The sequence below is a fragment of the Aliiroseovarius sp. S253 genome (assembly GCF_049800855.1).
Lineage (GTDB): Bacteria > Pseudomonadota > Alphaproteobacteria > Rhodobacterales > Rhodobacteraceae > Aliiroseovarius.
In genome coordinates, this window is record NZ_JBNAFW010000001.1 from 1,888,409 (window position 1) to 1,914,147 (window position 25,739).

23 protein-coding genes are annotated in these 25,739 nt (G+C 57.4%); 13 read left to right on the forward strand and 10 right to left on the reverse strand.

Annotation, left to right across the window (positions count from 1 at the left end; translation table 11 throughout):
- Positions 1-4: 4 nt before the first annotated feature.
- From ACP15F_RS09260 to ACP15F_RS09275, 4 genes are read left to right on the forward strand one after another with little or no spacing between them, the layout of a single operon-like run.
- Positions 5-967, forward strand: coding sequence for an NAD-dependent epimerase/dehydratase family protein (locus ACP15F_RS09260; protein WP_424940517.1), 963 nt, complete (start codon positions 5-7; stop codon positions 965-967).
- A complete protein-coding gene (locus tag ACP15F_RS09265) occupies positions 964-1,992 on the forward strand; it encodes a glycosyltransferase family 2 protein (RefSeq protein WP_424940518.1) in 1,029 nt (342 codons plus the stop codon). The genes ACP15F_RS09260 and ACP15F_RS09265 overlap by 4 nt, the downstream gene beginning before the upstream one ends.
- A gap of 5 nt (positions 1,993-1,997) precedes the next feature.
- Complete coding sequence (locus ACP15F_RS09270) at positions 1,998-3,080, forward strand: glycosyltransferase family 4 protein (RefSeq protein WP_424940519.1); 1,083 nt, start codon at positions 1,998-2,000, stop codon at positions 3,078-3,080.
- Between the two features lie 3 nt (positions 3,081-3,083).
- Positions 3,084-4,154 (forward strand): glycosyltransferase family 4 protein, encoded by a 1,071-nt coding sequence (locus tag ACP15F_RS09275; RefSeq protein WP_424940520.1) that lies wholly within the window; start codon positions 3,084-3,086, stop codon positions 4,152-4,154.
- Here ACP15F_RS09275 and ACP15F_RS09280 read toward each other — a convergent pair.
- The 4 genes from ACP15F_RS09280 to ppsA form a co-directional block, all read right to left on the reverse strand.
- On the reverse strand, positions 4,151-4,804 hold the full coding sequence (locus ACP15F_RS09280) for an HAD family hydrolase (protein WP_424940521.1): 654 nt from the start codon (positions 4,802-4,804) through the stop codon (positions 4,151-4,153). The genes ACP15F_RS09275 and ACP15F_RS09280 overlap by 4 nt on opposite strands.
- Before the next feature lie 6 nt (positions 4,805-4,810).
- Positions 4,811-5,782, reverse strand: a complete 972-nt coding sequence (locus tag ACP15F_RS09285) for an ATP-grasp domain-containing protein (RefSeq protein ID WP_424940522.1) — start codon at positions 5,780-5,782, stop codon at positions 4,811-4,813.
- A gap of 118 nt (positions 5,783-5,900) precedes the next feature.
- Entirely contained in the window at positions 5,901-6,794 is an 894-nt protein-coding gene (locus ACP15F_RS09290; RefSeq protein WP_424940523.1) for a hypothetical protein, read from the reverse strand.
- A 305-nt stretch (positions 6,795-7,099) separates the two neighbouring features.
- On the reverse strand, positions 7,100-9,499 hold the full coding sequence (ppsA, locus tag ACP15F_RS09295) for a phosphoenolpyruvate synthase (protein WP_424940524.1): 2,400 nt from the start codon (positions 9,497-9,499) through the stop codon (positions 7,100-7,102).
- 117 nt (positions 9,500-9,616) lie between these two features.
- Between ppsA and ACP15F_RS09300 the strand changes: the two genes are divergently transcribed.
- Positions 9,617-9,967 (forward strand): hypothetical protein, encoded by a 351-nt coding sequence (locus ACP15F_RS09300; RefSeq protein ID WP_424940525.1) that lies wholly within the window; start codon positions 9,617-9,619, stop codon positions 9,965-9,967.
- Between the two features lie 35 nt (positions 9,968-10,002).
- Here the strand turns inward: ACP15F_RS09300 and ACP15F_RS09305 are convergent, their stop codons facing one another.
- From ACP15F_RS09305 to acsA, 4 genes are read right to left on the reverse strand one after another with little or no spacing between them, the layout of a single operon-like run.
- A complete protein-coding gene (locus tag ACP15F_RS09305; RefSeq protein WP_424940526.1) occupies positions 10,003-10,257 on the reverse strand; it encodes an acyl carrier protein in 255 nt (84 codons plus the stop codon).
- On the reverse strand, positions 10,254-11,414 hold the full coding sequence (locus ACP15F_RS09310) for a dihydrolipoamide acetyltransferase family protein (protein WP_424940527.1): 1,161 nt from the start codon (positions 11,412-11,414) through the stop codon (positions 10,254-10,256). Before ACP15F_RS09310 ends, ACP15F_RS09305 begins: the two co-directional genes overlap by 4 nt.
- A 1-nt stretch (position 11,415) precedes the next feature.
- Positions 11,416-13,410: a pyruvate dehydrogenase (acetyl-transferring) E1 component subunit alpha gene (gene pdhA, locus ACP15F_RS09315; protein WP_424940528.1), complete on the reverse strand. Its 1,995-nt coding sequence runs from the start codon at positions 13,408-13,410 to the stop codon at positions 11,416-11,418.
- Positions 13,407-15,146 carry an acetate--CoA ligase gene (gene acsA / locus ACP15F_RS09320; protein WP_424940529.1) on the reverse strand — a complete coding sequence of 580 codons (1,740 nt, stop codon included), beginning with the start codon at positions 15,144-15,146 and terminating at the stop codon, positions 13,407-13,409. The genes pdhA and acsA overlap by 4 nt, the downstream gene beginning before the upstream one ends.
- A 194-nt stretch (positions 15,147-15,340) precedes the next feature.
- Here acsA and ACP15F_RS09325 point away from each other — a divergent pair, with 194 nt between their 5' ends.
- Entirely contained in the window at positions 15,341-17,953 is a 2,613-nt protein-coding gene (locus ACP15F_RS09325) for a cation-translocating P-type ATPase (RefSeq protein ID WP_424940530.1), read from the forward strand.
- Between the two features lie 16 nt (positions 17,954-17,969).
- Here ACP15F_RS09325 and ACP15F_RS09330 read toward each other — a convergent pair whose 3' ends face one another.
- Positions 17,970-18,728 (reverse strand): sulfite exporter TauE/SafE family protein, encoded by a 759-nt coding sequence (locus ACP15F_RS09330; RefSeq protein WP_424940531.1) that lies wholly within the window; start codon positions 18,726-18,728, stop codon positions 17,970-17,972.
- A gap of 241 nt (positions 18,729-18,969) precedes the next feature.
- A complete protein-coding gene (locus ACP15F_RS09335; RefSeq protein ID WP_424940532.1) occupies positions 18,970-21,225 on the reverse strand; it encodes an adenosylcobalamin-dependent ribonucleoside-diphosphate reductase in 2,256 nt (751 codons plus the stop codon).
- Between the two features lie 172 nt (positions 21,226-21,397).
- Here ACP15F_RS09335 and ACP15F_RS09340 point away from each other — a divergent pair, with 172 nt between their 5' ends.
- The 7 genes from ACP15F_RS09340 (at position 21,398) to ACP15F_RS09370 (ending at position 25,610) form a co-directional block, all read left to right on the forward strand.
- On the forward strand, positions 21,398-21,832 hold the full coding sequence (locus ACP15F_RS09340) for a DUF1489 family protein (protein WP_424940533.1): 435 nt from the start codon (positions 21,398-21,400) through the stop codon (positions 21,830-21,832).
- Between the two features lie 231 nt (positions 21,833-22,063).
- Positions 22,064-22,930, forward strand: coding sequence for a branched-chain amino acid aminotransferase (locus ACP15F_RS09345; RefSeq protein WP_424940534.1), 867 nt, complete (start codon positions 22,064-22,066; stop codon positions 22,928-22,930).
- A gap of 74 nt (positions 22,931-23,004) precedes the next feature.
- Complete coding sequence (locus tag ACP15F_RS09350) at positions 23,005-23,460, forward strand: universal stress protein (protein ID WP_424940535.1); 456 nt, start codon at positions 23,005-23,007, stop codon at positions 23,458-23,460.
- Between the two features lie 12 nt (positions 23,461-23,472).
- Positions 23,473-23,937: a DUF2267 domain-containing protein gene (locus tag ACP15F_RS09355; protein ID WP_424940536.1), complete on the forward strand. Its 465-nt coding sequence runs from the start codon at positions 23,473-23,475 to the stop codon at positions 23,935-23,937.
- A gap of 85 nt (positions 23,938-24,022) precedes the next feature.
- Positions 24,023-24,583, forward strand: a complete 561-nt coding sequence (locus ACP15F_RS09360; RefSeq protein WP_424940537.1) for a NifU family protein — start codon at positions 24,023-24,025, stop codon at positions 24,581-24,583.
- The gene (tsaB, locus tag ACP15F_RS09365; protein ID WP_424940538.1) at positions 24,573-25,181 is read left to right on the forward strand and encodes a tRNA (adenosine(37)-N6)-threonylcarbamoyltransferase complex dimerization subunit type 1 TsaB; all 609 of its coding nucleotides are present in this window, start codon (positions 24,573-24,575) and stop codon (positions 25,179-25,181) included. The genes ACP15F_RS09360 and tsaB overlap by 11 nt, the downstream gene beginning before the upstream one ends.
- Before the next feature lie 6 nt (positions 25,182-25,187).
- Entirely contained in the window at positions 25,188-25,610 is a 423-nt protein-coding gene (locus ACP15F_RS09370) for a GNAT family N-acetyltransferase (protein WP_424940539.1), read from the forward strand.
- Positions 25,611-25,739: the final 129 nt, after the last annotated feature.

Sequence of the window (25,739 nt, forward strand, 5' to 3'; positions counted from 1 at the left end):
CAGGATGGCACGGGTTCTGATCACTGGCGGCACGGGTTTTATCGGCTCGCATCTGGCACGCAAATGTCTTGCGCGCGGGGATGAAGTGACGCTGCTAGTACGCCCAAGCTCGCAGCTTGATCGAGTGTCCGACATCGCGCCGCAACTTAGCATTCAGCGCGTAGCGTTTTCCGATCAGGATCGGCTGGACGCGTGTGTGGCGCAGGCCCGGCCCGAGATCGTGTTTCACCTTGGGGCCAGAACCCGTTTCACCCCTCAGCCAGATCTGTCGGACCTGCAACTTGGGTTGGACGAAAACCTGACGCCTCTGGTGGCACTTTTGTCCGCCTGCGCCCGTATAACCTTGGCCCCAAAAACCTTTGTCCGGGCCGGAACCATTGCTGAATACGGCCCCATCGCGGCCCCCTATCGCGAGAGCGACAAGGAACAACCGGTTAATACCTATGGCCTGTCCATGTTGGCGGGAACGCAGTTTCTGAACGGCAGCCGAAACCGCCTGCCTTTCCCAGTATCGACCGCGCGGCTGGCGCTGACGTATGGCCCGGCGCAATCGCAGGACTTTCTTTTGCCGTCGTTGATCCAATCCTGCTTGACACAGGACCCCATCACCGTTTCGCGTCCCAAGGATCGACGTGACCTTATCCATGTCAGTGACGTGGTTTCGGCCTTTCTACGCATGGCCGAAATGTCGGATGCCGTGCCACAAGTGGTGAACATCGGGACTGGGAACGCTCCGACGATGCGCGAGGTTACACTTGCCGTCATCAAGGCCATGGGCGCCTCGAGCGGGCTTGCACAATTCAAAGACCAACAGGATGATGACAGTGTTGAGCTCAGGATTGACCCCACTTCGCAGCAAGAACAGCTGAACTGGTCCCCCAACATCACATTGGACGCCGGGATTGCCAGTTTGGCTAAGTCCGCACGGGAACACCTGCCTCACCCCACGAACAGGAGATCAGCATGACCACGCTTGTTTCGATCCTTATCCCCGCCCTGAATGAAGAGGCAAATGTGCGCCGCGCCTATGACCGCGTACTGGCGGTGTTTGAGGAATTGGACGGCTACGAGCCAGAGATCATTTTCACTGACAATCACTCGGACGACGATACCTTCTTGATCCTGTCCGAGATTGCTCAGAACGATCCGAACGTGCGCGTGATCCGGTTTTCCAAGAACGTGGGTTATCAGGCGTCCGTGCTGACCGCCTATCGTGCTGCGCGTGGAGCATGCTCCATTCAACTTGACTGCGACCTGCAGGATCCACCTGAGCTGATCCCGAAAATGTTGGACCTGTGGAAACAGGGCAATCAGGTGGTCTATGGCGTGCGCCGCAGCCTTCCGGATGGACGCATCACCGCCTTTGCGCGCCGGTTTTACTACATGCTGATCGATCGGATTAGCGATGACGACCTACCCCGAAATGCGGGCGAGTTTCGTCTGACCGACCGGCGAATTTTGGACGAGCTGAAACGTGTAGATGACCGATCGCCTTATGTGCGCGGATTGATCAGCGGCATGGGGTTCAGCCAAGTTGGCTTTGAATACGATCGGCAGGCCCGGCTTGAGGGCGAGTCGAAATTCCCATTCCGCGCAATGCTGTCACTGGCCATTGATGGCATGATCAACCATTCGCTTCTGCCTCTTAGACTGGCGTCCTATATCAGCCTGATTGTCGGACTGGGCACGTTTCTGTTGATGATGTTCTACATCCTCGCCAAGCTGGTCTTCGGGCAGGATTGGCCCGCAGGTTTCGCAACGACCACCGTATTGCTGTTGCTCTCGATGACGCTCAACGCCATGTTCTTGGGCATAATGGGCGAATATATCGGGCGAATTTTCATGCAGTCGAAAGATCTTCATCGCCCACTGATCGAGGCCGAGTTGAACACGCCCAGCGAAAGGGACAATCTAGCTGGCCGGTCACTTGATGGAACCGGAACCTCTGAAAAACCCGACACGGAAACCCTTATCAACAAGATCGTGGGATAGGTTTTTTGCGCGTACTATTCATTCAGGGTGGGTTTGGGACCGGTGGCGCCGAAAAAGTCATCGCGATGATTGCCAACCACCGGGTTGCCCAAGGTGATGAAGTCGAGGTCGCCGCCATGCGCGCGCCAAAGGACGGCACCTATTACAACTACTCCCCGGACGTCAGATTGACGGTGTTAGAACCCGATGTGGATATGAGCGCTCCGGCAAACCAAATGCGCAGGTTGCGCCAAGTGCGCCGATTGATCCGTGATCGCAAGCCTGATGTGGTCGTATCTTTTCTAACCAAAATCAACGTCCTGACCCTTGTTGCCGGCATGGGGCGTCGTGTTCCGATTGTGATTTCCGAACGCAACAATCCTGGCGTTCAGAACAATCACCCGGTCTGGAAGAAAGCCGCAATGCTTCTGGGGCCGCGGGCCAGCGCTATTGTCACATTGACCGAGCGTGGCCGCGACCAGCTTCCAAGCAAGTTGCACCGTCGCGCCCATGTGATCCCCAACCCGTGCACGCCAATGAACGGCAGTCGGAACCAGAAAAAGTCCCGCGCCACCGACCTTGTGGCTGTCGGGCGCTTGGATTGGCAAAAAGGGTTCGACCTGCTTATGCAGTCCTTGGCCAAATTGCGCGAGACACATCCCGACATCAATCTGACGATCTTTGGTGAAGGTCCCGAACGCCCTTCTTTGGAACGATTGCGATCTGAATTGGAACTGGATGGCGTCGTTTCGATGCCCGGCACGACCCAAAAGCATGGCGCATGGTTGGGCGAAGGGGACATTGTCGTGGTCACCTCGCGCTATGAAGGGTTTTGCAATGTGGTGGCCGAAGCCACGTTGTCGGGCGTTCCCATCGTTTCGTTCGATTGTGAATTTGGCCCACGCGAAATGATCCAGCACGAGGTCAACGGCTTGCTTGTGCAGACCGGAAATGTTGAGGAACTGACCGAAAGCCTGCGCCGCTTGATCGAGAATGCAGAGCTGCGCCAAGGCATGGCGCAGGCCGCGAATTTGAATAAAGACTATCTTGATCCCGATCGAATTCTTGGCGACTGGGACCGTGTCATCAACAGCGCGGTGAAGGACTGATCCATGAAAGTGCTGTTGATCCAAGGCGGTTTCGGAGTGGGAGGGGCAGAAAAGGTTGCGGCCATGATCGCAGCTCATCGCGCGCAGCTTGGAGACGAAGTGACCGTTATGGGCTTCGACATGCCTGATGACGGGTCTTACTTCCCGTATCCCGAAAGTGTGCGGCTATTGCTGCCCGATGGCGCACAGAAGAGCCACCCATTGGCGCGTTTTCAGATGATCCGCCGCACCATTCGCACCATGCGCCCGGACGTCGTCCTGTCCTTCTTGACCAAGGTGAACGTACTCAGCCTTGCTGCCGCAATTGGCACCGGCGCGCCTGTCGTAATTTCAGAACGTAACAATCCACGAGCGCAGAACGCCCACCCGATTTGGCGGCACGCGCAGAACCTTCTGGTGCATCGCGCAGCCTGCGCTGTCATGCAGACCGAACGTGCACGCGCGGATTTGCCCGCATCGGTTCAGGCCTCTTCAACGGTGATCCCCAACCTCTGTGCGCCCGATCCAGACCACCCGGCGCAGCCTGATTCCAGCGGAAATCGACTGGTCGCTGTTGGGCGGCTTGATAAGCAAAAGGGCTTCGATGTTTTACTGCAGGCCATGGTCTCCATTGTGGACGCCTTGCCCGATGTTTCGCTGACCATTCACGGCGAAGGTCAAGAGCGCCAGGCCCTAGAGGCTCTACGCTCTGAATTGAACTTGGAGGATCACGTCGCCTTGCCCGGTGCCAGCCCTTCTCCGGGCGCATGGCTGTCTGAGGCTGATCTTTTGGTCATGCCGTCCCGGTTCGAAGGCTTCCCCAATGTGCTGGCCGAAGCGACGGTCTCGGGCCTTCCCGCCGTATCGACTGACTGCGATTTTGGCCCGCGCGAGATCATTTTGGAAGGCGAGAACGGAGTGCTGGTTCCAGTTGACGACGCGCCCGCTTTAGCAAACGCAGTGATTCAATTGATGCAAGACAGCGCGTTGCGCGCTCATATGTCCAAACAGGCCACAATCAATCGCGACCGCTTGGCACCGGAGCGGATTTTGGCGGATTGGGATCAAGTAATCGCGCGCGCCACCGTGGGCTAACCCGCTAGTACAGCGTCCAGTTCGTCAAAGCTTTCAATCACACAGTCAGCCGCATGCAGTTCGTCAGGGGCTTCAGGTGCATGCACCCGCCCCGGTCGGTCGATCTGAACCGTCATCCAGCCACGCGCCTTGGGCGTCACAAAATCTTTCGCTGGATTGTCGGCAACATAAACCATCTGCATGCCCGGCGTCGCGGCATCCTCCATCAACTCGTAAGCTCGTGGATGTGGTTTCCCGTATCCCTGTGGCCACGCCCCCGTCGGGCAAATATGGGCCAGATGCGCTTCCAGCCCCAAGGCCGAGACCTTGTTGCGCTGCATCCGCTCTGGGCCGTCGGTGATCAACCCAAATGGCCCCTGTACGCGCGCAAAAAAACGCAAAACGTCGTCGCACAGTTGAATGGTTGGAGGGTGATTTCGATAGACATCAACCAGGCGCGCAATCATATCCTGATCCGCCTCAAGCCCCACGGCTTCACAGGCGCGGTTGAAGATGTGTCGCCGTTCGCCTTCTTCAAACAGATTGCGGCAATGCTGCCCGAACCCCTTCAGCCCGAACTGTTCCTGCACCCATTCGCCAGCACAGGCATATCCGCTGAACGCGAAGTCCCGTTCAAGATACAGCGTGTCGTCCAGATCAAACACCAACACAGGCTGTCACCCCTGATAAACGGCGCGGTCATAGCGCAGCATCAGGACACCATCACGCCAGTCGTCATTGGCTGTGGATGGAAGCTCACAAAGTTCCTCGAGCAACCATTGTGCAAAAGTCGCGCCTGCATGATCAGCAAGGGGATAGCCGCCGCCAAAACGCGCGTTGATCTCGATCACGCGAGGACCAAACCGAGGGTCGTCAATGATCTGAAAACAGGCCACGCCCCGCAACCCCGGAAGCGCTCTGGCAATCCCTTGTGCGATTTCCTTCAGGTCTTCGCGCCGCTCGGTTCGGCCTTTTTCGACCTCTCCGGCACGGATGCTTAGCCGGATATGCGGCACCACACATTTCAGGGTGCCGGACTGATCCACAAACATATTGATCGTGTATTCCGGCCCCTCAAGCGTGTCCTGAAAGATCATCGGCTCGTCAAACCTGTCGGGCACATCACCAACATCCTGATAGACCGCCAGCCCGCGACTGGCACTGCCACCGCTGGGCTTTGCAAATACGGGCCATGTCAGTGCAGTGGGATCCGCCCAAAGCTGCGCTTCATCCATAGTGCGCGGCACCGGCACGCCGGCCTCGGCAAAGACTTTGGACGTCAATGCTTTGTTGCGCGCGATCTCGATCACCGAAAGGTCCGAGATATGAACCCTTGCGCCAAGGTCCCGGAACTCGTCCACAGAACGTGCCAGCGGCAAAAGCTCTGTGTCGATGGTTGGCACCACCAGAGCCACATTATACTTCCGTACGATATCCTTGATCGTGTCGATATAGGCGGGATCTTCGCAGCGCGGCACCTTGAAAGCGTGATCCGCCACGGCACAGGCCGCACTGAGGTCAGGATCAAGGTCACAAGCCAAAACAGTCAGATCCAAGGACAGCCGTTCAGCGGCTGCATAGAATGACTCGATCAACCCAACGCGACGACCGGCAGAGCAGATAAGAATGGAAAGTGCCGACTGCCCCATGTGAACTCCTTAATCTATGAAAAACCATATCCTGAAATCAGCTAACTGACATGAAAACACTATAACGGATAACCCCGCAAACACAGTAAAAAGAATGGCTTGGGGGACGAATAGGACGTCAGCAACGATACCCGAATGGTTTCAAATCAATGCCAACCAGACTTGCCAGCTTACGATTGCTTTCATCGTAGTGACCTTCGATCTTCTCATTGATCAACCGCTCATACCGGGTCGAAATTCGATCATCGAAAGACCGCGCGCCGGGCAGTGCACCTAGAAATTTAGTGGCCAGTTTCAAATAGCCCAACGGGACGAAGCCACCGGGGGACAACTGCGTGTTGCCAATCGTGCCGTTCACAAGCCGCATGAGCAAAAGCGGCAACAGCGGACGCGACTGGTTTGTCAGCTCGTTCACAAGCTCCAGATCAAAGCCGAAGAATGTGTTCAATCGCGCCGCAAACGCATTGAAATCCTGCGCCATCAGTTCAAACGGAAGCGCCAGAACATTCTCGGCGCCAAAATGGTCGTGATACAGCGTCACAAGCTGATGATAGTTCAGATAGTCCAGCTCGAACGCGGGAAGCTTATAGATCTGGGGCTGCGGGTTGGTCAGAAACTCGCGCAGCTTCAAACTCCCCCCATCTGCCACGTATTGCTGATAGAAGCTTTTGATCCAGTGAGACTGTTCACGGAAGATGATCAGGATCTTTGCGTCGGGAAAGGATTGGGCAAGGCGACCCGCGATCAGTTCCCGGTCAAACCCGCCTGATGCCGGATAGCCCGAGAGCCTTTCATGCGACATGACCAGCGCTTTGGACTGTTCAACAGCGCGCTCGGTTTCGGACTCGAAGGGCTTGTCGTTGAAGTCCAGTGAATGCCCGATAAACGCATTACGAACTTCCGCGCGCTCGACATAATAGATCGATGCATGCGTGCGAAACTTATTCTGCAAGGTCGACGAGCCGGTCTTGTGTATCCCGATATGGATGAAGGTCGGCGCGGATTGGGTCATAAAATGAAGCTGCTTCTCATCACTGAACAAATTCATTTGCGTTCACGAACACTCCTAATATCCCTCAACAACTGCACAAAACAAAACGTAAATCTTAAACCGGTCAAAAATATGCCGACCAGCTTTGCTTTATGTTGGATTCACTACTATTCGGCCCGAAAAAGCAATTAAAACCTTCTCCTAACGGGCAGAATAGAACAAATTCTACGCCCTTTGCACATCTATGGCGAGAATCAGAGCACGTCACATCATGAGGTGTCACAGAACGCAGTTGTGAACTTCTGGTCTGGATCCCGAGATGGTTTCTAGCTGTCAGTATCAGTTTCCGCGTCAGCGACGTGCTTTTTCACTTGGACAAAACTGTCCGGAACCACCGAGATTGAATCGATTTCGGCATCCACCAGAACGCGGGCGAAGTCGGGATAGTTCGACGGCGCCTGACCGCAAAGGCCGATCTTGGCACCCGAGGCATGGGCCTTCTGAATCGCTGTGCGGATCATCCACTGGACCGCTTCATGGCGTTCGTCGAAAAGCGATGCAAGTTTGTCGCTGTCTCGGTCGATCCCAAGTGTAAGCTGTGTCAGATCGTTCGAACCAATCGAGAAAGCGTCAAAGCGCTTGGCGAACTCCTCGGCCAGAATAACGTTAGAGGGGACTTCGCACATCACGTAAGTTTCCAACCCGTTGACGCCACGCTCAAGTCCTTCTTCCTTCATGACCTCGATCACGCGGTCAGCCTCTTCAGGTGTTCGGCAGAATGGGATCATGACCATCACGTTATCGAAACCGATCACTTCCCGCAGGCGACGAATGGCACGGCATTCCAGTTTGAAGCCTTCAATATAAGCCGGGTCGTAATACCGCGACGCACCGCGCCAACCGATCATGGGATTTTCTTCTTTGGGCTCGAACTGCGCGCCCCCCAGAAGATCCGCATATTCATTGGATTTAAAATCGCTCATCCGAAGGATCATTGGATTTGGATAGGCCACTGCGGCGATCCGCGACAATCCAAGCGCAAGTTGGTCCTCGAAATAGTCGGCTTTGTTGGGATACCCTACCGTCAGCGTTTCGATTTCCGCCCGAACGTTTTCGTCCGTCAGCGTATCAAAGCGAAGCAAGGCTTCCGGGTGCACCTTGATCGTGTTTGCGATGACAAATTCCATACGCGCCAGCCCCACTCCGTCCGCCGGAAGGCGCCACCAGCGCGCCGCGGTCGAGGGGTTGGCCAGGTTCAACATCACCTTCGTCCGTGTGTCCGGAATATGGGACAAATCAAGGTCTTCCACCGTGATCTCGGCCAATCCTTCATGGACATAGCCTTCAGCACCCTCGGCGCAATTCACGGTGACTTCCTGCTGATCATGCAAGACGTGGGTCGCGTTTCCGCACCCGACCAAGGCAGGCACCCCAAGTTCCCGGCTTACGATGGCTGCGTGACTTGTGCGTCCACCATGGTCCGTCACGATGGCGGATGCGCGCTTCATGATGGGTACCCAATCCGGGTCTGTCGTCGACGTGACCAGTACGGACCCATCCACGAAACTCTCGATCTCGTCTGCTGTTTCGATCAGGCAAACCCGTCCAGAGGCAACCTGTTCGCCGATTGAAAGACCTTCGACAATGGTCGGTCCGTGGTCCCCGATCGAGTACCGTTTCAACAGCCCCTCCCCGCTTCGCGATTGAACGGTTTCCGGGCGCGCCTGAACGATGAAAAGGTCTCCGTCCAAGCCATCCCGCGCCCATTCGATATCCATCGGCTGGCCATAGTGCTTCTCGATCGTTGATGCCTGCCGAGCGAGTTGAAGGATTTCCTCGTCACTCAATACAAAGCGCGCGCGTTCCGCCTTCGACGTCGGGACATTGCGGACGGGTTCAACGTCACCGGCACCGGAATATACCATCTTGATTTCTTTGGCGCCGAGCTGCTTTTCGATGATCGGGAAGGTGCCCTTTCGGTCAAGGAAGGGCTTATAGACCTCGTATTCATCAGGCGTAACCGCCCCCTGAACCACGTTTTCCCCAAGACCCCAAGCCGCATTGATCAAGACAACCTTGTCAAACCCTGTTTCCGTATCAATCGAAAACATAACGCCCGACCCGCCGATATCCGACCGCACCATTTGTTGGATGCCAACCGAAAGAGAGACCTGCATATGGTCGAACCCCATCGCCTCGCGGTAGGTGATCGCGCGGTCAGTAAACAGGGACGCATAGCATTTCCGGCACGCAATCAGCAGGTCCTCTTCCCCCGAGATATTCAGATAGGTTTCCTGCTGACCTGCGAAACTCGCGTCCGGAAGATCTTCAGCTGTCGCGCTGGAACGAACCGCAACGGTGACGTCCTTCTTCTTCGAACGGGCCGATAAGGCCCGATAGGCCTTGCGGATTGCGGCCTCTGAGGCCTTGGGCCAGTTTCCCGCCGTGATCGCTGACCGGATTGCTTGCCCGGCCGTTTGCAGCGTGATTTTCCCGTCGTTATAGGCACCGAGAGTGCTGGAAATCAGCGGCCCCAATTCGTTGTTCTGAACATATCGCTGATAGGCACCCGCGGTGGTCGCAAAGCCCGGTGGGACACGGATGTCCATCGCTCTCAGCTCTCTCACCATTTCTCCAAGTGAAGCGTTTTTGCCTCCCACGATGGGTACATCGCGACGGTTCAGATCTTCGAAGAAAATGACCTCTTCGGCATTTGAAGGTTTCATGGCGTCCTCCCAGAAATCCATCTGATTATTCTAGTTAGATACGCTGAAAAGGCCTTGATCTTGGTCAATGCCTTCCGGCGGCCCTAGGTCCAGACTTGACGAAAGGGAGGACGTGCCATGAACACTGATCTTGTGAAACTAGCCCAAGAGGTTGAGGCAGCGCTTACCTTAGACGGTGACCTTGTCGAGCGCGTGATTGCACAGCTTTTCGAAGTGTTAGGGGATCAGAGGATCGAGCCAAAGCACTTGGATTCGACCGACCAGATACTTGCATTGATAGCCGCCATCCGTCCCGGATGGGCTATGTCGATGAAAGGAGCCGCGCATCTTCCCAACGGCCACTGGAGCTGCTCACTCAGGAAATCGGACTTGCGGGACAATGACGAATACCTTGGCATTGGCCGTGGGCCGACGCTTCCGCATTCATTGCTCGCCGCACTTCTGAAGGCCTTGGCGCAGGCATCCTGACTTGCCCGTTCCAATTTGGAGCATTCGACAAGGCACTAAGCCGACTGCTGGAGTTTCTCCATGAGGAACCGTACCGCCGCTCCCGTGGTTTCGATATTCTGATAATCCGTTTCCGAAACCGACACCCCCAATGTCTCGTGAAGTGCTGTCACAAGATTCAGAATATCCATTGAATCCAGCTCCAGATCATCTTGAAGGTGATCATCGTCCGACACATCGGCGGGATCGATGTCCGGCGCGACCTTGTTAACCAATTTCAAGAATGCTTCTCTGATTTCACCCTTGTTCATAACTCCTCCGGTTTTGAAAGCTTGTCAGCCAATACAGTCAGAAATTTTGACGCCTGACGCCCATCGCAGACGCGGTGATCCGCTGAAAGAACGAAACGGGTCACTTCGCGGGGAACGACCGTTCCGTCGACAACCCATGGTCGGACTTGCGGTGCTCCAACGGTCAGCAGCGCCACCTGCGGCGGGAAAATCACGCCGATCATTTTCTCGGCCCCACTTTCCCCAAGGCTTGAAACCGTCAGGGTTCCACCTGTCATTTCAGAGCCACGCAGCCGCCCAGCGCGTGCCCGCGTCACAAGATCCCGCATTCCGGCCATGACCTCTTCCAGCGGCATTTCGTCAACCCGAAACAGCGCAGGGGCCACAAGCCCACCGCCGCGCAAGGCAATCGCGACCCCTGTATTGACGTCTTCAGACGGGACAAATGCGCCGTCTGCAAAATGCCCATTCAACGCGCGAACCTTACGTGCGGCGAGCGCTGCAGCCTTGACGATGACCGCACCAAGCAACACGCGGTCGGATGGCGAAAGGTTCGCGTTTCGGGCTGCCAACCACTTGGAAACAGCTTGTGTATCGACGGTTTGCGTGACCGAGAGGTGAGGAATTTCCCGCTTTGAACGGACCATTGCGGCGGCGACGGCCTTTCGCATCTCGGACAACTCGTCCTTCGCCGTTGGTGTCACTTTCCGCGCCTTTGCCACAGCTTCGACATCAGCAAGAACAATCGCACCACCCGGCCCGCTGCCCTGAAGGTCAGACAGGTCAATATTTGCCTCAGCTGCCGCGCGACGCGCAGCAGGACTGGCGCCGCCACCCGTGACCCGCGCAGGGGCGCGACTTTCAACAGGTGAACACTCGTCCGCGCTGACCGCTTCGCTCGTTGCCTCAACGGTAGGTTCCGGCGTAACTTGGGCCGGCTCTTCCCCCTCTCCTATTCGGGCCAGAGGTTCACCGACTGGAACTGTTTGGCCAATTTGCGCAATCAGTTCAGACACTTTCCCCGCTTCAAAGCTTTCGATCTCGATCGCGCCTTTCTGCGTTTCGACAACGGCCACAACATCTCCTCGGCGCACCTCGTCTCCGGGGTTCACCAGCCACTCGACCAATGTGCCGGCTTCCATGTCAGCACCCAAAGATGGCATTCGGAAAATACCCATCTTACGCCTGCCCCATTGCGGCTTTCGCCGCTGCTACAATTGCAGGAACCTGCGGGATCGAGGCATCCTCCAAGTGTTTTGGATACGGGATTGGAACCTCCGCGGCACAGACCCGACCGACCGGAGCATCCAGTGTCCAGAATCCCTGTTCCATGATCCGCGCCAAAATTTCGGCCGCCAAGGATCCAGAACGCCACCCCTCGTCCACGACTACAGCGCGCCGAGTGCGGGCGACGGACCCGATGATGGTTTCATCATCCAGTGGGCGCAGTGACCGAAGATCGATCACTTCAGCGTCGATCCCCTCGCCCGCCAGCACCTCGGCTGCCTCAAGCGTTTTGTACAGGGACCCACCATAGGTGATCAGCGTCAGGTCCTTCCCCGGCCTGCGAATTGCCGCCTTGGATATGTCGACCGGCCCGGCATTGGAGTCGATCTTGTCAGTTCGATTGTACAACATCACGTTCTCGAAAATCAGCACCGGGTCTGGATCTTGCAGCGCCGTCCAAAGCATCCCGCGTGCGTCCTCTAACGTCGCAGGTGCCAATACTTTCAGGCCGGGAATATGGGCGTACCACCCTTCAAGGCTGTGAGAATGCTGGGCTGCAAGTTGCTTGCCCGCGCCTGTGGCCATCCGAATGACAACCGGCACGCCAAACTGCCCGCCCGACATGTGGCGCAAGGTTGCCGCCGTGTTGAGTATCTGATCCAGCGCCAGCAAACTGAAATTCACGGTCATCAGTTCAACAATGGGCCGCATGCCTGCGCAGGACGCCCCAATCCCCGCCCCGGTGAACCCGGATTCAGATAAAGGCGTGTCGCGAATGCGATCTGGCCCGAACGCGTCCATTAACCCTTTCGAGACCGCATAGCAGCCGCCATAGGCACCAACGTCTTCCCCCATCAGGAACACATCTGGATCGCGCGTCATCGCATCTGAAATCGCCGCGCGAACGGCTTCACGGTATGTTGTCTCGACCATTTCGCCCGACGGTTCAGCTGCGTCGACTGGAGGCACCGACGCGGCCATCACATCCTTGGTCAGGGACGCTACAGGCTCCCATGTTCCGGCTTCTGCAAAAGCGACCGCCTTTTCAATTTCGGCATCCACTTGCACTTCAATATCGGTGATGTCCTTGTCCCGGATCAGCCCGTTCTCCAAAAGCCACGTCTGGAACCTTAAAATTGGTCCCTTCTGACGCCATTCCTCGACTTCTTCCTTGTCCCGATACAGCTGGGCATCAAACATTGAATGTGGCCGAAAACGATAGGTTCTACACTCAAGGAACACCGGTTCACCCGTCTCGCGAATGTGTTCGAGTGCCTGCATCGCAGCGACCTCGACAGCCACCACATCCATGCCGTCAACGACACGGGTTTCGACACCATATGCGCCAGCTTTCCGACTTATGTCAGTCTCAGATTCCGACCGCGCAAGCGCTGTGCCCATCGCGTAGCCATTGTTTTCGCAGACAAACAAGACCGGCAATTGCCACAATGCGGCAAGGTTGAGGGTCTCATGAAACTCTCCTTCGGCGACCGCGCCTTCACCGAAAAAACAGGCCGTCACATTGCTGTCCCCACGCATCCGATCCGCCAAGGCCAAGCCAGCCGCCAAGGGAAGCCCACCACCAACAATCGCGTTGCCACCGTAGAAATTCGTTTCGGCGTCGAACAGGTGCATCGACCCGCCGCGCCCGCCCGAGCAGCCCTCGGACTTGCCGTACATTTCTGCCATCACAGACGACATCGAGACACCGCGCATCAGCGCGTGCCCATGTTCGCGATAGGTGGCAACCACGCGGTCAACGTCCGACAGCAAGGGAATGATCCCGGCCGCGATGGCTTCTTCTCCGTCGTATAAGTGTAAGAAACCGCGTATTTTTTCTTGCGTGTACATCTCGGCGCATTTGTCTTCGAACCGCCGAATGCGGATCATGTCCTGCAACAGCTGGCGGACGTGGTCGTGGTCCAATTTGGGTTTGATCGCGGTCATGTCTCATCCGTCTCCAATGTCGAGATATCCCCCTCGGGCAATCCCAGCTCGCGCGCTTTCAAAAGGCGCCGCATGATCTTTCCCGAGCGGGTCTTGGGCAGAGTTTTGCGGAACACAATCTCGCGCGGGGCAACTGCCGCCCCCAACCGTTTGCGGGCCAGCCCACGGATATCGCGTTCCAGATCTTCGCTTGGGGAATACCCCGGATTAAGCGTTGCATAAGCCTTGACGATCTCGCCAGCCGTCTCGTCCGGAACCCCGATCACAGCGGCTTCGGCTACGGCTTTATGCTCGATCAAGGCGCTTTCAACTTCGAACGGGCCGATCAGATGGCCTGAAGATTTAATCAAATCATCCGCGCGCCCTACGAACCAGAAATACCCGTCTGCATCCCGCATGGCGAGGTCGCCTGACAGGTACCACCCGTCTTTGAAACACTTGTCGTAACGCTCCTGTTCATGAAGATAGGTCCGCATCATCGAGGGCCAGCCGGGCCTCAACGCCAACTCGCCGATTTCACCGTCAGCCAATTCGCGCAGACCGCCATTGTCCTTTTCGACGATACCCGCGCTGATCCCGGGCAATGGCTTTCCCATCGATCCCGGCTTGATGTCATGCGCCTGTGTATTGGCGATCATGATGCCGCCGGTTTCCGTTTGCCACCAGTTGTCGTGAAACGGTCGCCCGAACACTTCGTTCGACCAAACTACCGCCTCGGGGTTCAGGGGCTCGCCAACGCTCGCCAGAAACTCCAATGCGTTGAAATCAAACCGTTCCGCTGCCTCCTCGCCCGCACGCATCATCATGCGAATGGCGGTCGGGGCGGAATACCAAATCGCGACCTTTTCCTGTTCTAGGATGCCGTACCAACGTTCGAGGTTGAACTCGGCCTCGTCGACAATCATCGTTACCCGGTTCACCAGCGGCGAGATGATCCCATAGCTGGTTCCCGTCACCCACCCCGGGTCTGCGGTGCACCAATAGGTTACGCTGGGCCTCAGCTCTAATGCATACCGCCCTGAAAGCGCGTGATACAGCACCGCGCCGTGCACATGAACTGCCCCCTTAGGCCGTCCAGTTGTGCCCGAGGTGAAATGGATCAACGCTGGGTCTTCCGGTTGTGTGTGCACCGCCTGGAAGTCGGTCAAGGCCGCCTGCATTTCAGGGCCAAGGGCGACACATCCTTCTGGCGCGTCGTCACCGACGATCAGAACCAATTCAAGCGACGGGATCTCGGCCCGCCACGAAGCGATCTTACGCTTGTAGAGAGATTTGGTCGTCACCAACACATTGGCGTCGCCAATCTCCATCCGGGTTCGCAAGGGCTCGGGTCCAAATGCTGCAAAGAGCGGCGTGAACACCATCCCGGCCTTCAATGTGCCAAGCGCCGCAGCATAGAGTTCTGGTCGTCGCCCCATCGCGACGAATACGCGCGCGCCTTTCTTCAGCCCGTGACTTTGAAGCAGGTTAGAAAACCGCGAAGACATTTCGGATAGATCGCGATAGCTGAGCGATACTCGCCCGCCATCCTTTGACAGCCAAATCAAGGCAGCTTGATCCCCGTGCCCTTGTTCCACATGGCGATCAACGGCCTCGTAGCCGATGTTAAGTGCGTCGTTCGGTAAGCCTGTCAGAAGTTCGCGACCCAGATCATGTGCTGACTGATCCCGATCCAACTTATCCAGTTGCCAACAAGCAGCCGCGCGCTCTTCGGGGGACTTCCCGATGATGCTCATAGCTACCTCCTCTTGCTTAAAGTCTGGTCGCACAGGGCAATGGTGGGCAATGATTCAAATCAAGGCACGTGAACAATAGCGGTTGGCGGGTTTTGGGATGAACCGCTTAAACAGGCTGGTTTGACCTGCCTCAAGGCCTCAAAAGCTGGCATGCTCAAACTGGATTTGGATGAGAGAAAGGCGGACAACCAATCATGCGTTCGAAAAAATCTCCGGATCGATTTAGCGGCCTGACCGTTGCCGAAGCAGCCAAACGGCTGGAAGAGCACGGCCCGAATGCTCTGGCTGCGGCCAAATCAACGCCGGTATGGCACATCTTCTTGCGTCAGTTCACAGGGCTGTTGGTGTTGCTGTTGATCGCAGCGGCACTGGTCGCGCTGGCTTTGGGCGAGCATATCGACGCCATTGCGATTGGGATGGTTGTCATTTTGAACGGTGTGCTTGGCTTTGTGCAGGAATGGCGCGCCGAGACGGCTTTGGCTGCTTTGCGCAATATGCTGGCCCCGATGGCGCGCGTGATCCGGGACGAGGAACTGATCGAGATTGACCGTCGCGAGATTGTTCCGGGCGACTTGATCCTATTGGAGGCCGGCGACCAAGTGCCCGCTGACGGGGTCCTGACCTCGGCCATGGAACTGCGAGTCGACGAAAGTGTTTTAACGGGCGAGTCCGCGCCGGTTGCCAAATCCCTTCAACCCGCAGACGCCGCCAATCACGTCATGATGGGCACCCATGTGGTTTCCGGTCGAGCCGAGGCGCTTGTCGACGCGACGGGGGTAAACACTGCATTCGGCAAGATCGCCACCCTGACGGGCTCAGTCGGCGAGAAAGAAACCAACTTGTCGAAACGATTGGGGAAGCTGGGTGGGCAGTTGGGTTTAGCTGCGCTGGGAATTGGAGCAGCCGTTGCGCTGGTTGGGATCGTTGCGGGGCGTGACACGATAGACATGGTCATGACCGGGCTTTCCATGGCCGTGGCCATTGTTCCAGAAGGCCTGCCGGCTGTCGTGACGATCAGTCTTGCGCTTGGGGCGGCCGCGATGGTGCGCCAGAATGCGCTGGCCCGGCGCTTGCAAGCGATGGAGACCCTCGGCGCGGCCACCGTGATCTGTACCGACAAGACCGGAACCCTGACCGAAAACATGATGACGACCGAGCGGCTTTGGATCGCTGGCCGTCAATACGAGGCGGCCGGAACAGGCTATGATCCCGCAGGCCGAATTCTGTCGGACGGTCAGCCCATTCGCTATGGCACGGATCCCGATCTGGATGCCGCGCTGGACGTGATGGTGGGCTGCACCCATGCCAAGCTTCGGCGGGAAGGGGCGCAGTGGAAGTTGATCGGAGACCCCACCGAAGGGGCGCTGGTGACCTTTGCCTATAAGGGCTGGACCGAGATGCCGGTAGGAGAGGCCGTGTCCGAAAAACCCTTCTCGTCGGAACGCAAACGAATGAGCACGGTTCGGTGGCTTGGCGAACACCTGACTCAACTGGTCAAAGGGGCACCAGAACAGGTACTGGATGTGTGCACGCACTGGCGTGGGCCAGATGGGACGGTTCCGTTGACCGACGCGGATCGCGCTTCCATAGAAACGGCTTACGCCACCTACGCAGAGCAAGGATTGCGGGTCATCGCTTTGGCGCGGCGCGGAGTCTCATCGTCGGAGGTCACCGAAGAAGCGCTCGAATTCATTGGACTTGTTGGCATGGTCGATCCGCCGCGCCCAGAGGTCCGGGCAGCGATCCGCGCCTGTGCATCGGCCGGCATCCGGGTGATCATGATAACGGGCGATGGCCCGCTAACTGCTCGCGCCATCGCAAACAAGCTGAACATGCCGGTCGAACGGACCGTCACTGGGGCAGAGCTTGAAGGCCTAGATGAAGATGCTCTGGTACAGCTTCTGAAAGAGCCCGTTCTGTTTGCCAGAACCTCTCCCGAGCACAAGATGCGTTTGATCCGCACCCTACAAATCGAGGGGCACATCGTCGCCATGACAGGGGATGGCGTGAACGACGCGCCAGCGCTGAAAAAAGCGGATATCGGCGTGGCCATGGGCACGCGTGGCACAGATGTGGCCAAAGACGCCGCCGATCTGGTGCTGCTGGATGACAACTTCGCCACTTTGGAACGCGCCATCCGCGAAGGGCGCAGGCAATTCGCCAATATCCAGCGGTTCGTGCGGTATCTTTTGTCGTCCAATGCAGGCGAGGTGGTGGCGATCCTTGTGAACCTCGCTTTGGGTGGCCCATTGATCTTTCTGCCGACCCAGATCCTATGGATGAACCTTGTCACCGATAGTGTCACGGCATTGATGCTGGGACTTGAGCCGGGATCGCCCGAGCAGATGAAAAAGCCCCCGCGGGATCCAAAATCGGGAATTTTGAACCGCACAGCAATGTGGATCATTCTGGCCTTCGGCGCCTATACCGGCACCGCAAGTCTTTATCTGTTTCACACCTTCCTGCATGAGGGCGAGACAATCGCACGCACCGTGGCATTCAGCGGCATGGTCCTGTTCGAAAAGGTGAGTGTCTTTGCCTTCAGATCTTTCTCACGCCCGTGCTGGCAGCTGGGCTGGTTTTCTAACCCGCTCTTGATGCTGGCATTGGTCGCCATGATCGGAGCACAGCTTGCCGCCGTGTACTGGCCTCCGTTGCAGACTTTGCTACGTACGGCACCGCTGGGATGGGAACACTGGCAGATGATCGCCCTATTCGCCATTCCGTTGATCGCTGTACCGGAGATTGCGAAGACCATTCTTGCCAAGCGCGAAGGGTTGGCCGGGGACGAGCCTGCTGAGGTTTAATCTGCAACGCCGGACATCATCCCAAGACCAACCGCCCTGCCCCGGCAACGCAGAAGAACAGCAACAACCACATGACACGTGTCTTGAAAGATTCAGCAGGGGTCGAGAAGAAGTGCCGAGACCCCAGCCAGATCCCAAGCAGCATAATCGGGATGGCCACCAGGATCCGCCAAAGCGTCAGCATGTCGTAATGGTCAGCAGCCAACAACAGTCCCCCAGTGAGAATATCGGTGAAGAACAGATAGGCGATCATGGTCGCACGCATGGTGTGCGAAGCGATCGTCGTCGAGGTGAAGAACAATGCCAGCACCATCCCACTTAGCGCGGTTGCGCCGTTGACCACTCCGGCCACCAGCCCTGCCAAGAACAGCCCCGGAATGGTGACCGAAAAGGGACGCCACGAGAACAAAAGCATTGAAGCGGTCGACGCAAAAACGATGCAGTAGACGAACAGACGAAGGTCGTGTTCGGAAAAATACGACAGCAAGAATACACCCGCAGGCGCGCCGATCAGACTGGCTGCCAACAGAACAGCCAGAAATCGTCGGTTTATTTGTGGCAGGATGCGTGGCGCCTGACTGCAGGACGCCAAAATCTCAAGCGCGATGGATAGCGGGACAAGTTGGGCTGCAGGAAAGATGGGCAGCAATCCGACCATCAGTATGGCCGAGAACCCAAATCCAGAATAGCCGCGTGCGAAGGACGCGGCGAATATGACGATGCCCGCCAAAACAAGCGCATAAGGAGACAGGTTCAAAATAGAGGTGCTGATCATCCGAGTTTCCAACGTGAACGGCGTCGGCATTCACTGTAAATCGGTTTTCGCGAAGTTCGAGCCGCAATTCTGCTGGATCATCTTGCTGCGTACCATAATTGCTGCAGTGCGCGTCACGCATACAATCAAACGAGGGATACATGAAAAGAAAATGCCACCGTCCAAATGGAGCGGTGGCATTTTGTAGTGGTAAAATCACAAGCAGTGGCTGGATTTCACATCTGGTTAGTCAACAACCAGATCACCCACATTTGGAATGACCGCAGGATCCGCAGGTCATGCAGCCTTCGATCATGCGCATGTCAAATTGACCACAGCTGGGGCAGGCTTTGCCACGCGGTGCTTCGCCAAGGTTCACGACGGCAGCCTGTGGGTCTGACTTCAGCCCCATACCTTCGCCTTCCAAGAACCCGGTCGCGATCATGTGACGCTCGATCACCGATCCGATGGCCGCCAGAATCGAAGGAATATATTTCCCATCCATCCACGCCCCACCGCGCGGGTCGAACACGGCTTTCAATTCTTCCACGACGAAGCTGACGTCACCACCACGGCGGAACACGGCCGAGATCATGCGGGTCAGCGCCACGGTCCACGCGAAGTGCTCCATGTTTTTCGAGTTGATGAACACCTCGAACGGGCGGCGGTGTCCGTTGATGATCAGGTCATTCACAGTGATATAGATCGCGTGTTCGCTATCGGGCCATTTGACCTTATAGGTATGGCCTTCCAAGGATTGGGGGCGATCCAGCGGTTCCGAGATGTAAACTACGTCCGCGCCGCTATCGGCCTCGGGCGCTTTTTCGCTTTCCTCGGACACCGACAGAACCGATCCGGTCACATCGTTCGGACGATAGGTGGTGCAGCCCTTACAGCCGGATTCCCACGCTTCCATGTAGACGTCCTTGAAGTCATCAAAGCTGATGTCTTCCGGGCAGTTGATGGTCTTGGAAATCGAGCTATCGATCCATTTCTGGGCCGCCGCCTGCATCTTCACGTGATCCATCGGGGCCAGCGTCTGCGCGTTGACGAAATAGTCCGGCAGTTCCTTGTCGCCAAACTTGTCGCGCCACAGCTGAACGGCATAGTCCACGACCTCTTCCTCGGTGCGCGAGCCATCGGGCTGCAGCACTTTGCGGGTATAGGCATAGGCGAAGACCGGCTCGATCCCCGAAGACACGTTGCCCGCATAAAGGCTGATCGTCCCGGTCGGCGCGATCGAAGTCAGAAGCGCGTTGCGAATGCCGTGCTTACGGATCGCGTCGCGCACGTCGTCATCCATGTGTTGCAGCGAGCCCGAAGCCAGATACTTGTCCGCATCAAACAGCGGGAACGGGCCCTTTTCCTTGGCCAGCTCGACCGACGCCAGATAGGACGCGCGCGCGATCTGCTTCATCCACGCTTCGGTCTGGGCCGCAGCCTCATCCGAGCCATAGCGCAGGCCCAGCATCAAAAGCGCATCCGCCAGACCGGTTACACCAAGGCCGATGCGGCGCTTGGCTTGGGCTTCCTGCGCCTGAGCCTCCAGCGGGAAGCGGCTTTCGTCGACCACATTGTCCATCATGCGTACGGCAGTGGCGACCAGCTCGGACAGCGCGTCGCCGTCCAGTTCGGCGGTCTCTTCGAACGGATCCTTGACCATTTTCGCAAGGTTGATCGAGCCCAGCAGACAGGCGCCATAAGGCGGCAGGGGCTGTTCGCCACAGGGGTTGGTGGCGGCGATCGTCTCGCAATAGTTCAGGTTGTTCATCTGGTTGATGCGATCGATGAAGATCACGCCCGGCTCGGCATAATCATACGTGGCCTTCATGATCTTGTTCCAAAGATCACGGGCTTCAACCGTGTGATAGATCGTGCCGTTGAACTTCAGATCCCAGCTGCCATCCGACTTCACGGCCTCCATGAAATCATCGGTGACCAGAACCGACATGTTGAACATGCGCAGACGGGCGGCGTCGGATTTGGCGGTAATGAAGTCCTGAATATCGGGGTGGTCGCAGCGCATGGTGGCCATCATCGCCCCACGACGCGAGCCTGCCGACATGATCGTGCGGCACATCGCGTCCCACACATCCATGAAGCTCAGCGGGCCGGACGCATCCGCTGCCACGCCCATCACATCTGCCCCACGCGGGCGAATGGTCGAGAAGTCATAGCCAATACCGCCACCCTGCTGCATGGTCAGCGCGGCCTCTTTCAACATGTCGAAAATGCCGGCCATGCTGTCGGGGATCGTACCCATAACAAAGCAGTTGAACAGGGTCACGGCACGGCCCGTGCCGGCACCTGCGGTGATGCGACCTGCAGGCAGATACTTGAAATCCTTCAGCGCGTCATAGAATCGCTCTTCCTGCGCGGGTTCGGACGCGGACAATGCACGCGCGATCCGGCGCCAAGTGTCTTCAACCGACTGATCCTGCGGCGTCCCATCGGCCTGTTTCAAGCGATATTTCATATCCCAGATTTGTTCAGCGATGGGGGCGGCAAAGCGGCTCATACGATTGGTTCCTGTTCGGCTTGGAGGGCTTTCGACAATACGCGAGCGGCCCATTTTGGTCAATGGTCGCGCCACCATTTCCGAACGTTGCAACCGGCACTTGCATCGATTGCGAATCCCAAACAGGGCGCGTAGGATTGGAGTTCTAGAACACTACATGTTGATGGGGAAGATGGCAAAGCACGTAAATCTGGTAAAATTATGCGTTGGCGCCGAGAAGGTCGAAGATCTGACCGCGTGGCAGAATATGCGCATGGGACAAACCGGATTACCCAACCCACGTCACATCACCCGCATGTGGCCCAAGCGCGAGGCCGAGCTGATTGCCGGCGGGTCGCTCTATTGGGTGTTCAAGGGGCTGATCTTGGCCCGCCAGCGCATTTTGCGACTGGACGAGGTCATCGGTCAGGATGGCATCCGCCGCTGCGGACTGGTGCTGGACCATCAGGTCGTGCTCACGGAAAACCAACCACGCCGGGCGTTTCAGGGCTGGCGCTATCTGTCGGCAGAAGATGCCCCGCGCGATTTGAAAGCGGATGACCCGTCCGACAAAGACCCCCTGCCCGCTGAATTGGCCTCGGCCTTGGCAGAAATCGGCATCCGCTGAACCTGTCACAAAAGCTTCGCATCCACACGCCAGACTAAGCCTGTGCCCGATTCCGCATTTCCGGATGCCCGCCCGGTAAGGATCGAATGCACACCGCGTGCCCGTCTGGTCCTATCGCACGCACTTAGCGCTCTGACGGTGTCCCCAAGCCGTCAGAGCGTTTTCGTTTTTGTTGCTCTTGGAACGATCTGCGATCGCTGTTAGCCTTCGCAAGATTTTCGGGAGGACACCATGGCAATCGGCACTAACATCCGCACCTATTTCAACGGGACATGGTACAATGAAGACCTAGCGGTGATGAAAGCGGCGGATCATGGATCGTGGCTAGGCACAAACGTGTTCGACGGCGCGCGTTTCTTTGAAGGGGTCCATCCCGATCTGGACGCCCATTGCGCGCGAACCAATCGGTCGGCTGAAGCGCTGATGATCACCCCGACGGTTACGTCCGAACAAATGGTCGAGATTGTGAAGGAAGGGTTGGCTCAGTTTCCAAAAGACGCCGCCGTCTACATCCGCCCTATGTATTGGGCCGTGGACGGAGGTCACATGGGTGTGGCGCCGAAGGAAAACAGCACCGGCTTTGCCATCTCGCTTGAGCAGATCCCGATGGCCCCTGCGCAAGCTTCGTCCCGACTGACCACCACGCGTTTCCGCCGCCCCACTTTGGACAGTGCAATCGTGAACGCCAAGGCGGGGTGTCTCTATCCAAATAACGCCCGGATGCTCTTGGAGGCTCATTCCAAAGGGTTTGACAACGCGTTGGCTTTGGACGCGCTTGGCAATGTCGCGGAAACTGCGACTGCAAACATCTTTATGGTCCGTGATGGAGAAATCTTCACCCCCATCGCCAATGGCTGTTTTCTGGCTGGGATTACCCGCGCGCGCCACATCAAGAACCTGCGCGCTGATGGGTACACCGTACACGAAGCCGTTCTGAGCTATGAAGATTTCCACAACGCGGACGAGGTTTTTGCGTCCGGTAACATGTCCAAAGTCACGCCGGTCAGCGCATTTGACGACACGCAGTACAACGTCGGCCCGGTGACCCAGCGCGTGCGCGAGCTTTACTGGGACTGGGCGCTCTCTGGCGAAAGCTAAGCCAGACAGGCACAGAAAAACGATAGACACTCCTCAATGGCTCGGGCAGAGTGATCGCGTTTCGGAGGACATCTATGCGCAAGTTTCTCGTAATTCTGGATGACAGCCGCGAATGCCTGAACGCGATGCGGTTCGCCGCCATGCGTGCGGCCCATACGGGCGGTGGCGTGACGGTTCTGTCGATCATTCCACCGGATGAGTTTAACCACTGGATTGGCGTGGGAGAGCTGATGCGCGAGGAAGAGCGCGAACGAATAACCGTACATTACGAAGTCTTCGCGAAATGGATGCGTGACCGGCAGGATGTGGAACCAGAACTGGTCATCCGCGAGGGCGAGGCTGTACCGGAAATCTTGGCCCATGTGCGCGAAAATCCAGATGTGGGCGTGCTGGTTCTTGGGGCTGGTGAAGGCAAGAAAGGCCCCGGTCCGCTGGTTACACAGATGACGCGCGCCTCGGCCGAATTGCCGATCCCGATCACCATCGTGCCCGGGACAATGACCAAGGATCGTCTTGAAGCGATCACCTAGGCCCCACACCCAATGCCAATGCCTTGGACATATCGCCACGCGCAAAAAGAATTCGCATCGATCTTGGCGCGCACGAAAGACGAGATGGGCTCGGCCCTACTGTCAGACAATATGACCTACACTGCAATCGAGGGTGTCTTACGCTGCTTTCGCGCGCGACTAACACCCGAACAAGTGATTGCTTTCGGGGGTGTCCTGCCCTCGATCCTGCGTGCCATTCTAGTGCACCAATGGGATGTGACCGAAGCGCCGCGACCATTTGGAACGCGGGCAGGTATGACGAAAGAGGTTCAGGCCCATCGTCAGCACCACAACATCGCCACGGATGATTGCATCGAAGCCTTCGCCATTGCCCTCTGGAGTCACTCAAACCATCGTGATCTGGAGCACGTTCTGGCCAAGATCGGTCCCGAAGCCGAAGATTTTTGGGCCATAACGCGCTATGATCTGTCCGAGCTCCAGCCAAAGATCATCTAGTCTGTCAGGCGCTTCAATCGGGGTCTAGCGGCTTGACAGTCAGTGGTCCGAGGCCCATATCAAACCTGACAAAAAAGGTGCGCTCATGTTTATTCAGACCGAATCCACTCCGAACCCCGCAACGCTGAAATTCCTGCCTGGGCAGGACGTGCTGGGGGCCGGAACTGCTGACTTCCCATCTGCCGACACCGCCGAAGGGTCGCCGCTGGCGACGCGCGTATTCAAAGTGAACGGCGTGACAGGCGTGTTCTTTGGCGCTGATTTCGTCACTGTCACCAAGGACGAAGCGGTCGATTGGGATCACATCAAACCCGCCATTCTTGGCGCGATTATGGAGCATTTCCAGTCGGGCCAGCCCGTCATGGCAGGCGAAGCCGTTGCCTCGGGTCATGCTGAACACACCGGCGAAGATGGCGAGATTGTTGAGCAGATCAAAGAGCTTCTGGACACTCGCGTCCGCCCAGCAGTGGCGCAAGATGGTGGCGACATCACCTTTCACGGCTTTGATCGCGGCATCGTTTACCTGCACATGCAGGGGGCCTGCGCGGGCTGCCCGTCTTCGACCCTGACCTTGAAAATGGGGATCGAGAACCTGCTGAAGCATTATATCCCTGAGGTGATCGAGGTACGCCCTGTTGCAGCCTGATCCGATGATCTTGGCATTTGACACATCGGCCGCGCATTGCGCGGCCGCTTTGCTGTGCGGGGACAGGATTGTCGCTGAAAGGCACGAGGACATGGCGAAGGGACAAGCCGAACGGCTGTTTCCGTTGTTGGAAGAGGTTTTGGCCGACGCCAACCTGGCGTGGTCTGACCTAACAGCCATCGGCGTGTGCGTTGGCCCGGGGAACTTCACCGGCATCCGCATTTCGGTCTCGGCTGCTCGTGGATTGTCCTTGTCTTTGGGGGTGCCCGCAATCGGTGTATCATCGCTTGAAGCGCAGGCGCTGAATGCCCCCCGTCCTGTCTGGTCCCTGATCGACGCGCGGCGGGATCATTTCTATGCGCAACAGTTCGCCGACGATGGGACCACAGCGCCAAACCTGATCACAGGTGATGAAGCGGCTGACCTGACCGGAGATCGCATCGGCCCCGAGGTCGCCGCAAGCCCTGCCCCAGCCATTGCCCGGATCGCGGCAGAGCGCTTGCTTGCAGGCGCGACCGAAGACCGGCCCGCGCCGCTTTACATCCGCTCCGCAGACGCCGCGCCTCCACGTGATCCCGCGCCAGTTATCCTGCCCTGATCTGCCATGTCTGACGCCACTTCAAGTTCCCTCTCGGCCATCCACGTTGCGGCATTCAAGACGTCGCGCGGCTGGAGCACGGATGAGATCGCTCAGCTTCAGGCATCCCCCCACGTTTTCACGGTCTCCTGCCCCGACGGCTTCGTCATGGGGCGCGTCGTTGTCGACGAGGCCGAGCTGCTAACCATCGCGGTTGCTCCGATGGCACAGGGACGTGGGATTGGCGTGAAGCTATTACAGGATTTCGAACGCACCGCCGCCGAACGGGGCGCCGCCCGTGCCTTCCTTGAAGTCGCCAAAGACAACACTGCCGCCTTGGTGCTTTACCGACGCGCGGACTGGTCAATCTGTGGCCAAAGGCCCGCCTATTACACACGATCCGACGGCTCGACCTGCGATGCAATTCTGATGGAAAAGCACCTTACCTAAGGTGAAGCTTCTGATTTTCCCCAAGTTTTGCGGCGCTGCGGCGAACAAATATCGGCATCTCCTCTTGCCCTCTGATGAAAATCCCGGATGATCCTTGGCAGCGATCTGCTCGCAGACTTTTGGGGAATC

Excerpts from the sequence above, each read along its gene's own strand:
- ACP15F_RS09260 (WP_424940517.1), top strand. The coding sequence starts at position 5 with ATGGCACGGGTTCTGATCACTGGCGGCACGGGTTTTATCGGCTCGCAT.
- ACP15F_RS09265 (WP_424940518.1), top strand. The coding sequence starts at position 964 with ATGACCACGCTTGTTTCGATCCTTATCCCCGCCCTGAATGAAGAGGCA.
- ACP15F_RS09275 (WP_424940520.1), top strand. The coding sequence starts at position 3,084 with ATGAAAGTGCTGTTGATCCAAGGCGGTTTCGGAGTGGGAGGGGCAGAA.
- ACP15F_RS09285 (WP_424940522.1), bottom strand. The coding sequence starts at position 5,782 with ATGGGGCAGTCGGCACTTTCCATTCTTATCTGCTCTGCCGGTCGTCGC.
- ACP15F_RS09290 (WP_424940523.1), bottom strand. The coding sequence starts at position 6,794 with ATGACCCAATCCGCGCCGACCTTCATCCATATCGGGATACACAAGACC.
- ppsA (WP_424940524.1), bottom strand. The coding sequence starts at position 9,499 with ATGAAACCTTCAAATGCCGAAGAGGTCATTTTCTTCGAAGATCTGAAC.
- ACP15F_RS09300 (WP_424940525.1), top strand. The coding sequence starts at position 9,617 with ATGAACACTGATCTTGTGAAACTAGCCCAAGAGGTTGAGGCAGCGCTT.
- ACP15F_RS09305 (WP_424940526.1), bottom strand. The coding sequence starts at position 10,257 with ATGAACAAGGGTGAAATCAGAGAAGCATTCTTGAAATTGGTTAACAAG.
- ACP15F_RS09310 (WP_424940527.1), bottom strand. The coding sequence starts at position 11,414 with ATGGGTATTTTCCGAATGCCATCTTTGGGTGCTGACATGGAAGCCGGC.
- pdhA (WP_424940528.1), bottom strand. The coding sequence starts at position 13,410 with ATGACCGCGATCAAACCCAAATTGGACCACGACCACGTCCGCCAGCTG.
- acsA (WP_424940529.1), bottom strand. The coding sequence starts at position 15,146 with ATGAGCATCATCGGGAAGTCCCCCGAAGAGCGCGCGGCTGCTTGTTGG.
- ACP15F_RS09325 (WP_424940530.1), top strand. The coding sequence starts at position 15,341 with ATGCGTTCGAAAAAATCTCCGGATCGATTTAGCGGCCTGACCGTTGCC.
- ACP15F_RS09330 (WP_424940531.1), bottom strand. The coding sequence starts at position 18,728 with ATGATCAGCACCTCTATTTTGAACCTGTCTCCTTATGCGCTTGTTTTG.
- ACP15F_RS09335 (WP_424940532.1), bottom strand. The coding sequence starts at position 21,225 with ATGAGCCGCTTTGCCGCCCCCATCGCTGAACAAATCTGGGATATGAAA.
- ACP15F_RS09340 (WP_424940533.1), top strand. The coding sequence starts at position 21,398 with ATGGCAAAGCACGTAAATCTGGTAAAATTATGCGTTGGCGCCGAGAAG.
- ACP15F_RS09345 (WP_424940534.1), top strand. The coding sequence starts at position 22,064 with ATGGCAATCGGCACTAACATCCGCACCTATTTCAACGGGACATGGTAC.
- ACP15F_RS09350 (WP_424940535.1), top strand. The coding sequence starts at position 23,005 with ATGCGCAAGTTTCTCGTAATTCTGGATGACAGCCGCGAATGCCTGAAC.
- ACP15F_RS09355 (WP_424940536.1), top strand. The coding sequence starts at position 23,473 with ATGCCAATGCCTTGGACATATCGCCACGCGCAAAAAGAATTCGCATCG.
- ACP15F_RS09360 (WP_424940537.1), top strand. The coding sequence starts at position 24,023 with ATGTTTATTCAGACCGAATCCACTCCGAACCCCGCAACGCTGAAATTC.
- ACP15F_RS09370 (WP_424940539.1), top strand. The coding sequence starts at position 25,188 with ATGTCTGACGCCACTTCAAGTTCCCTCTCGGCCATCCACGTTGCGGCA.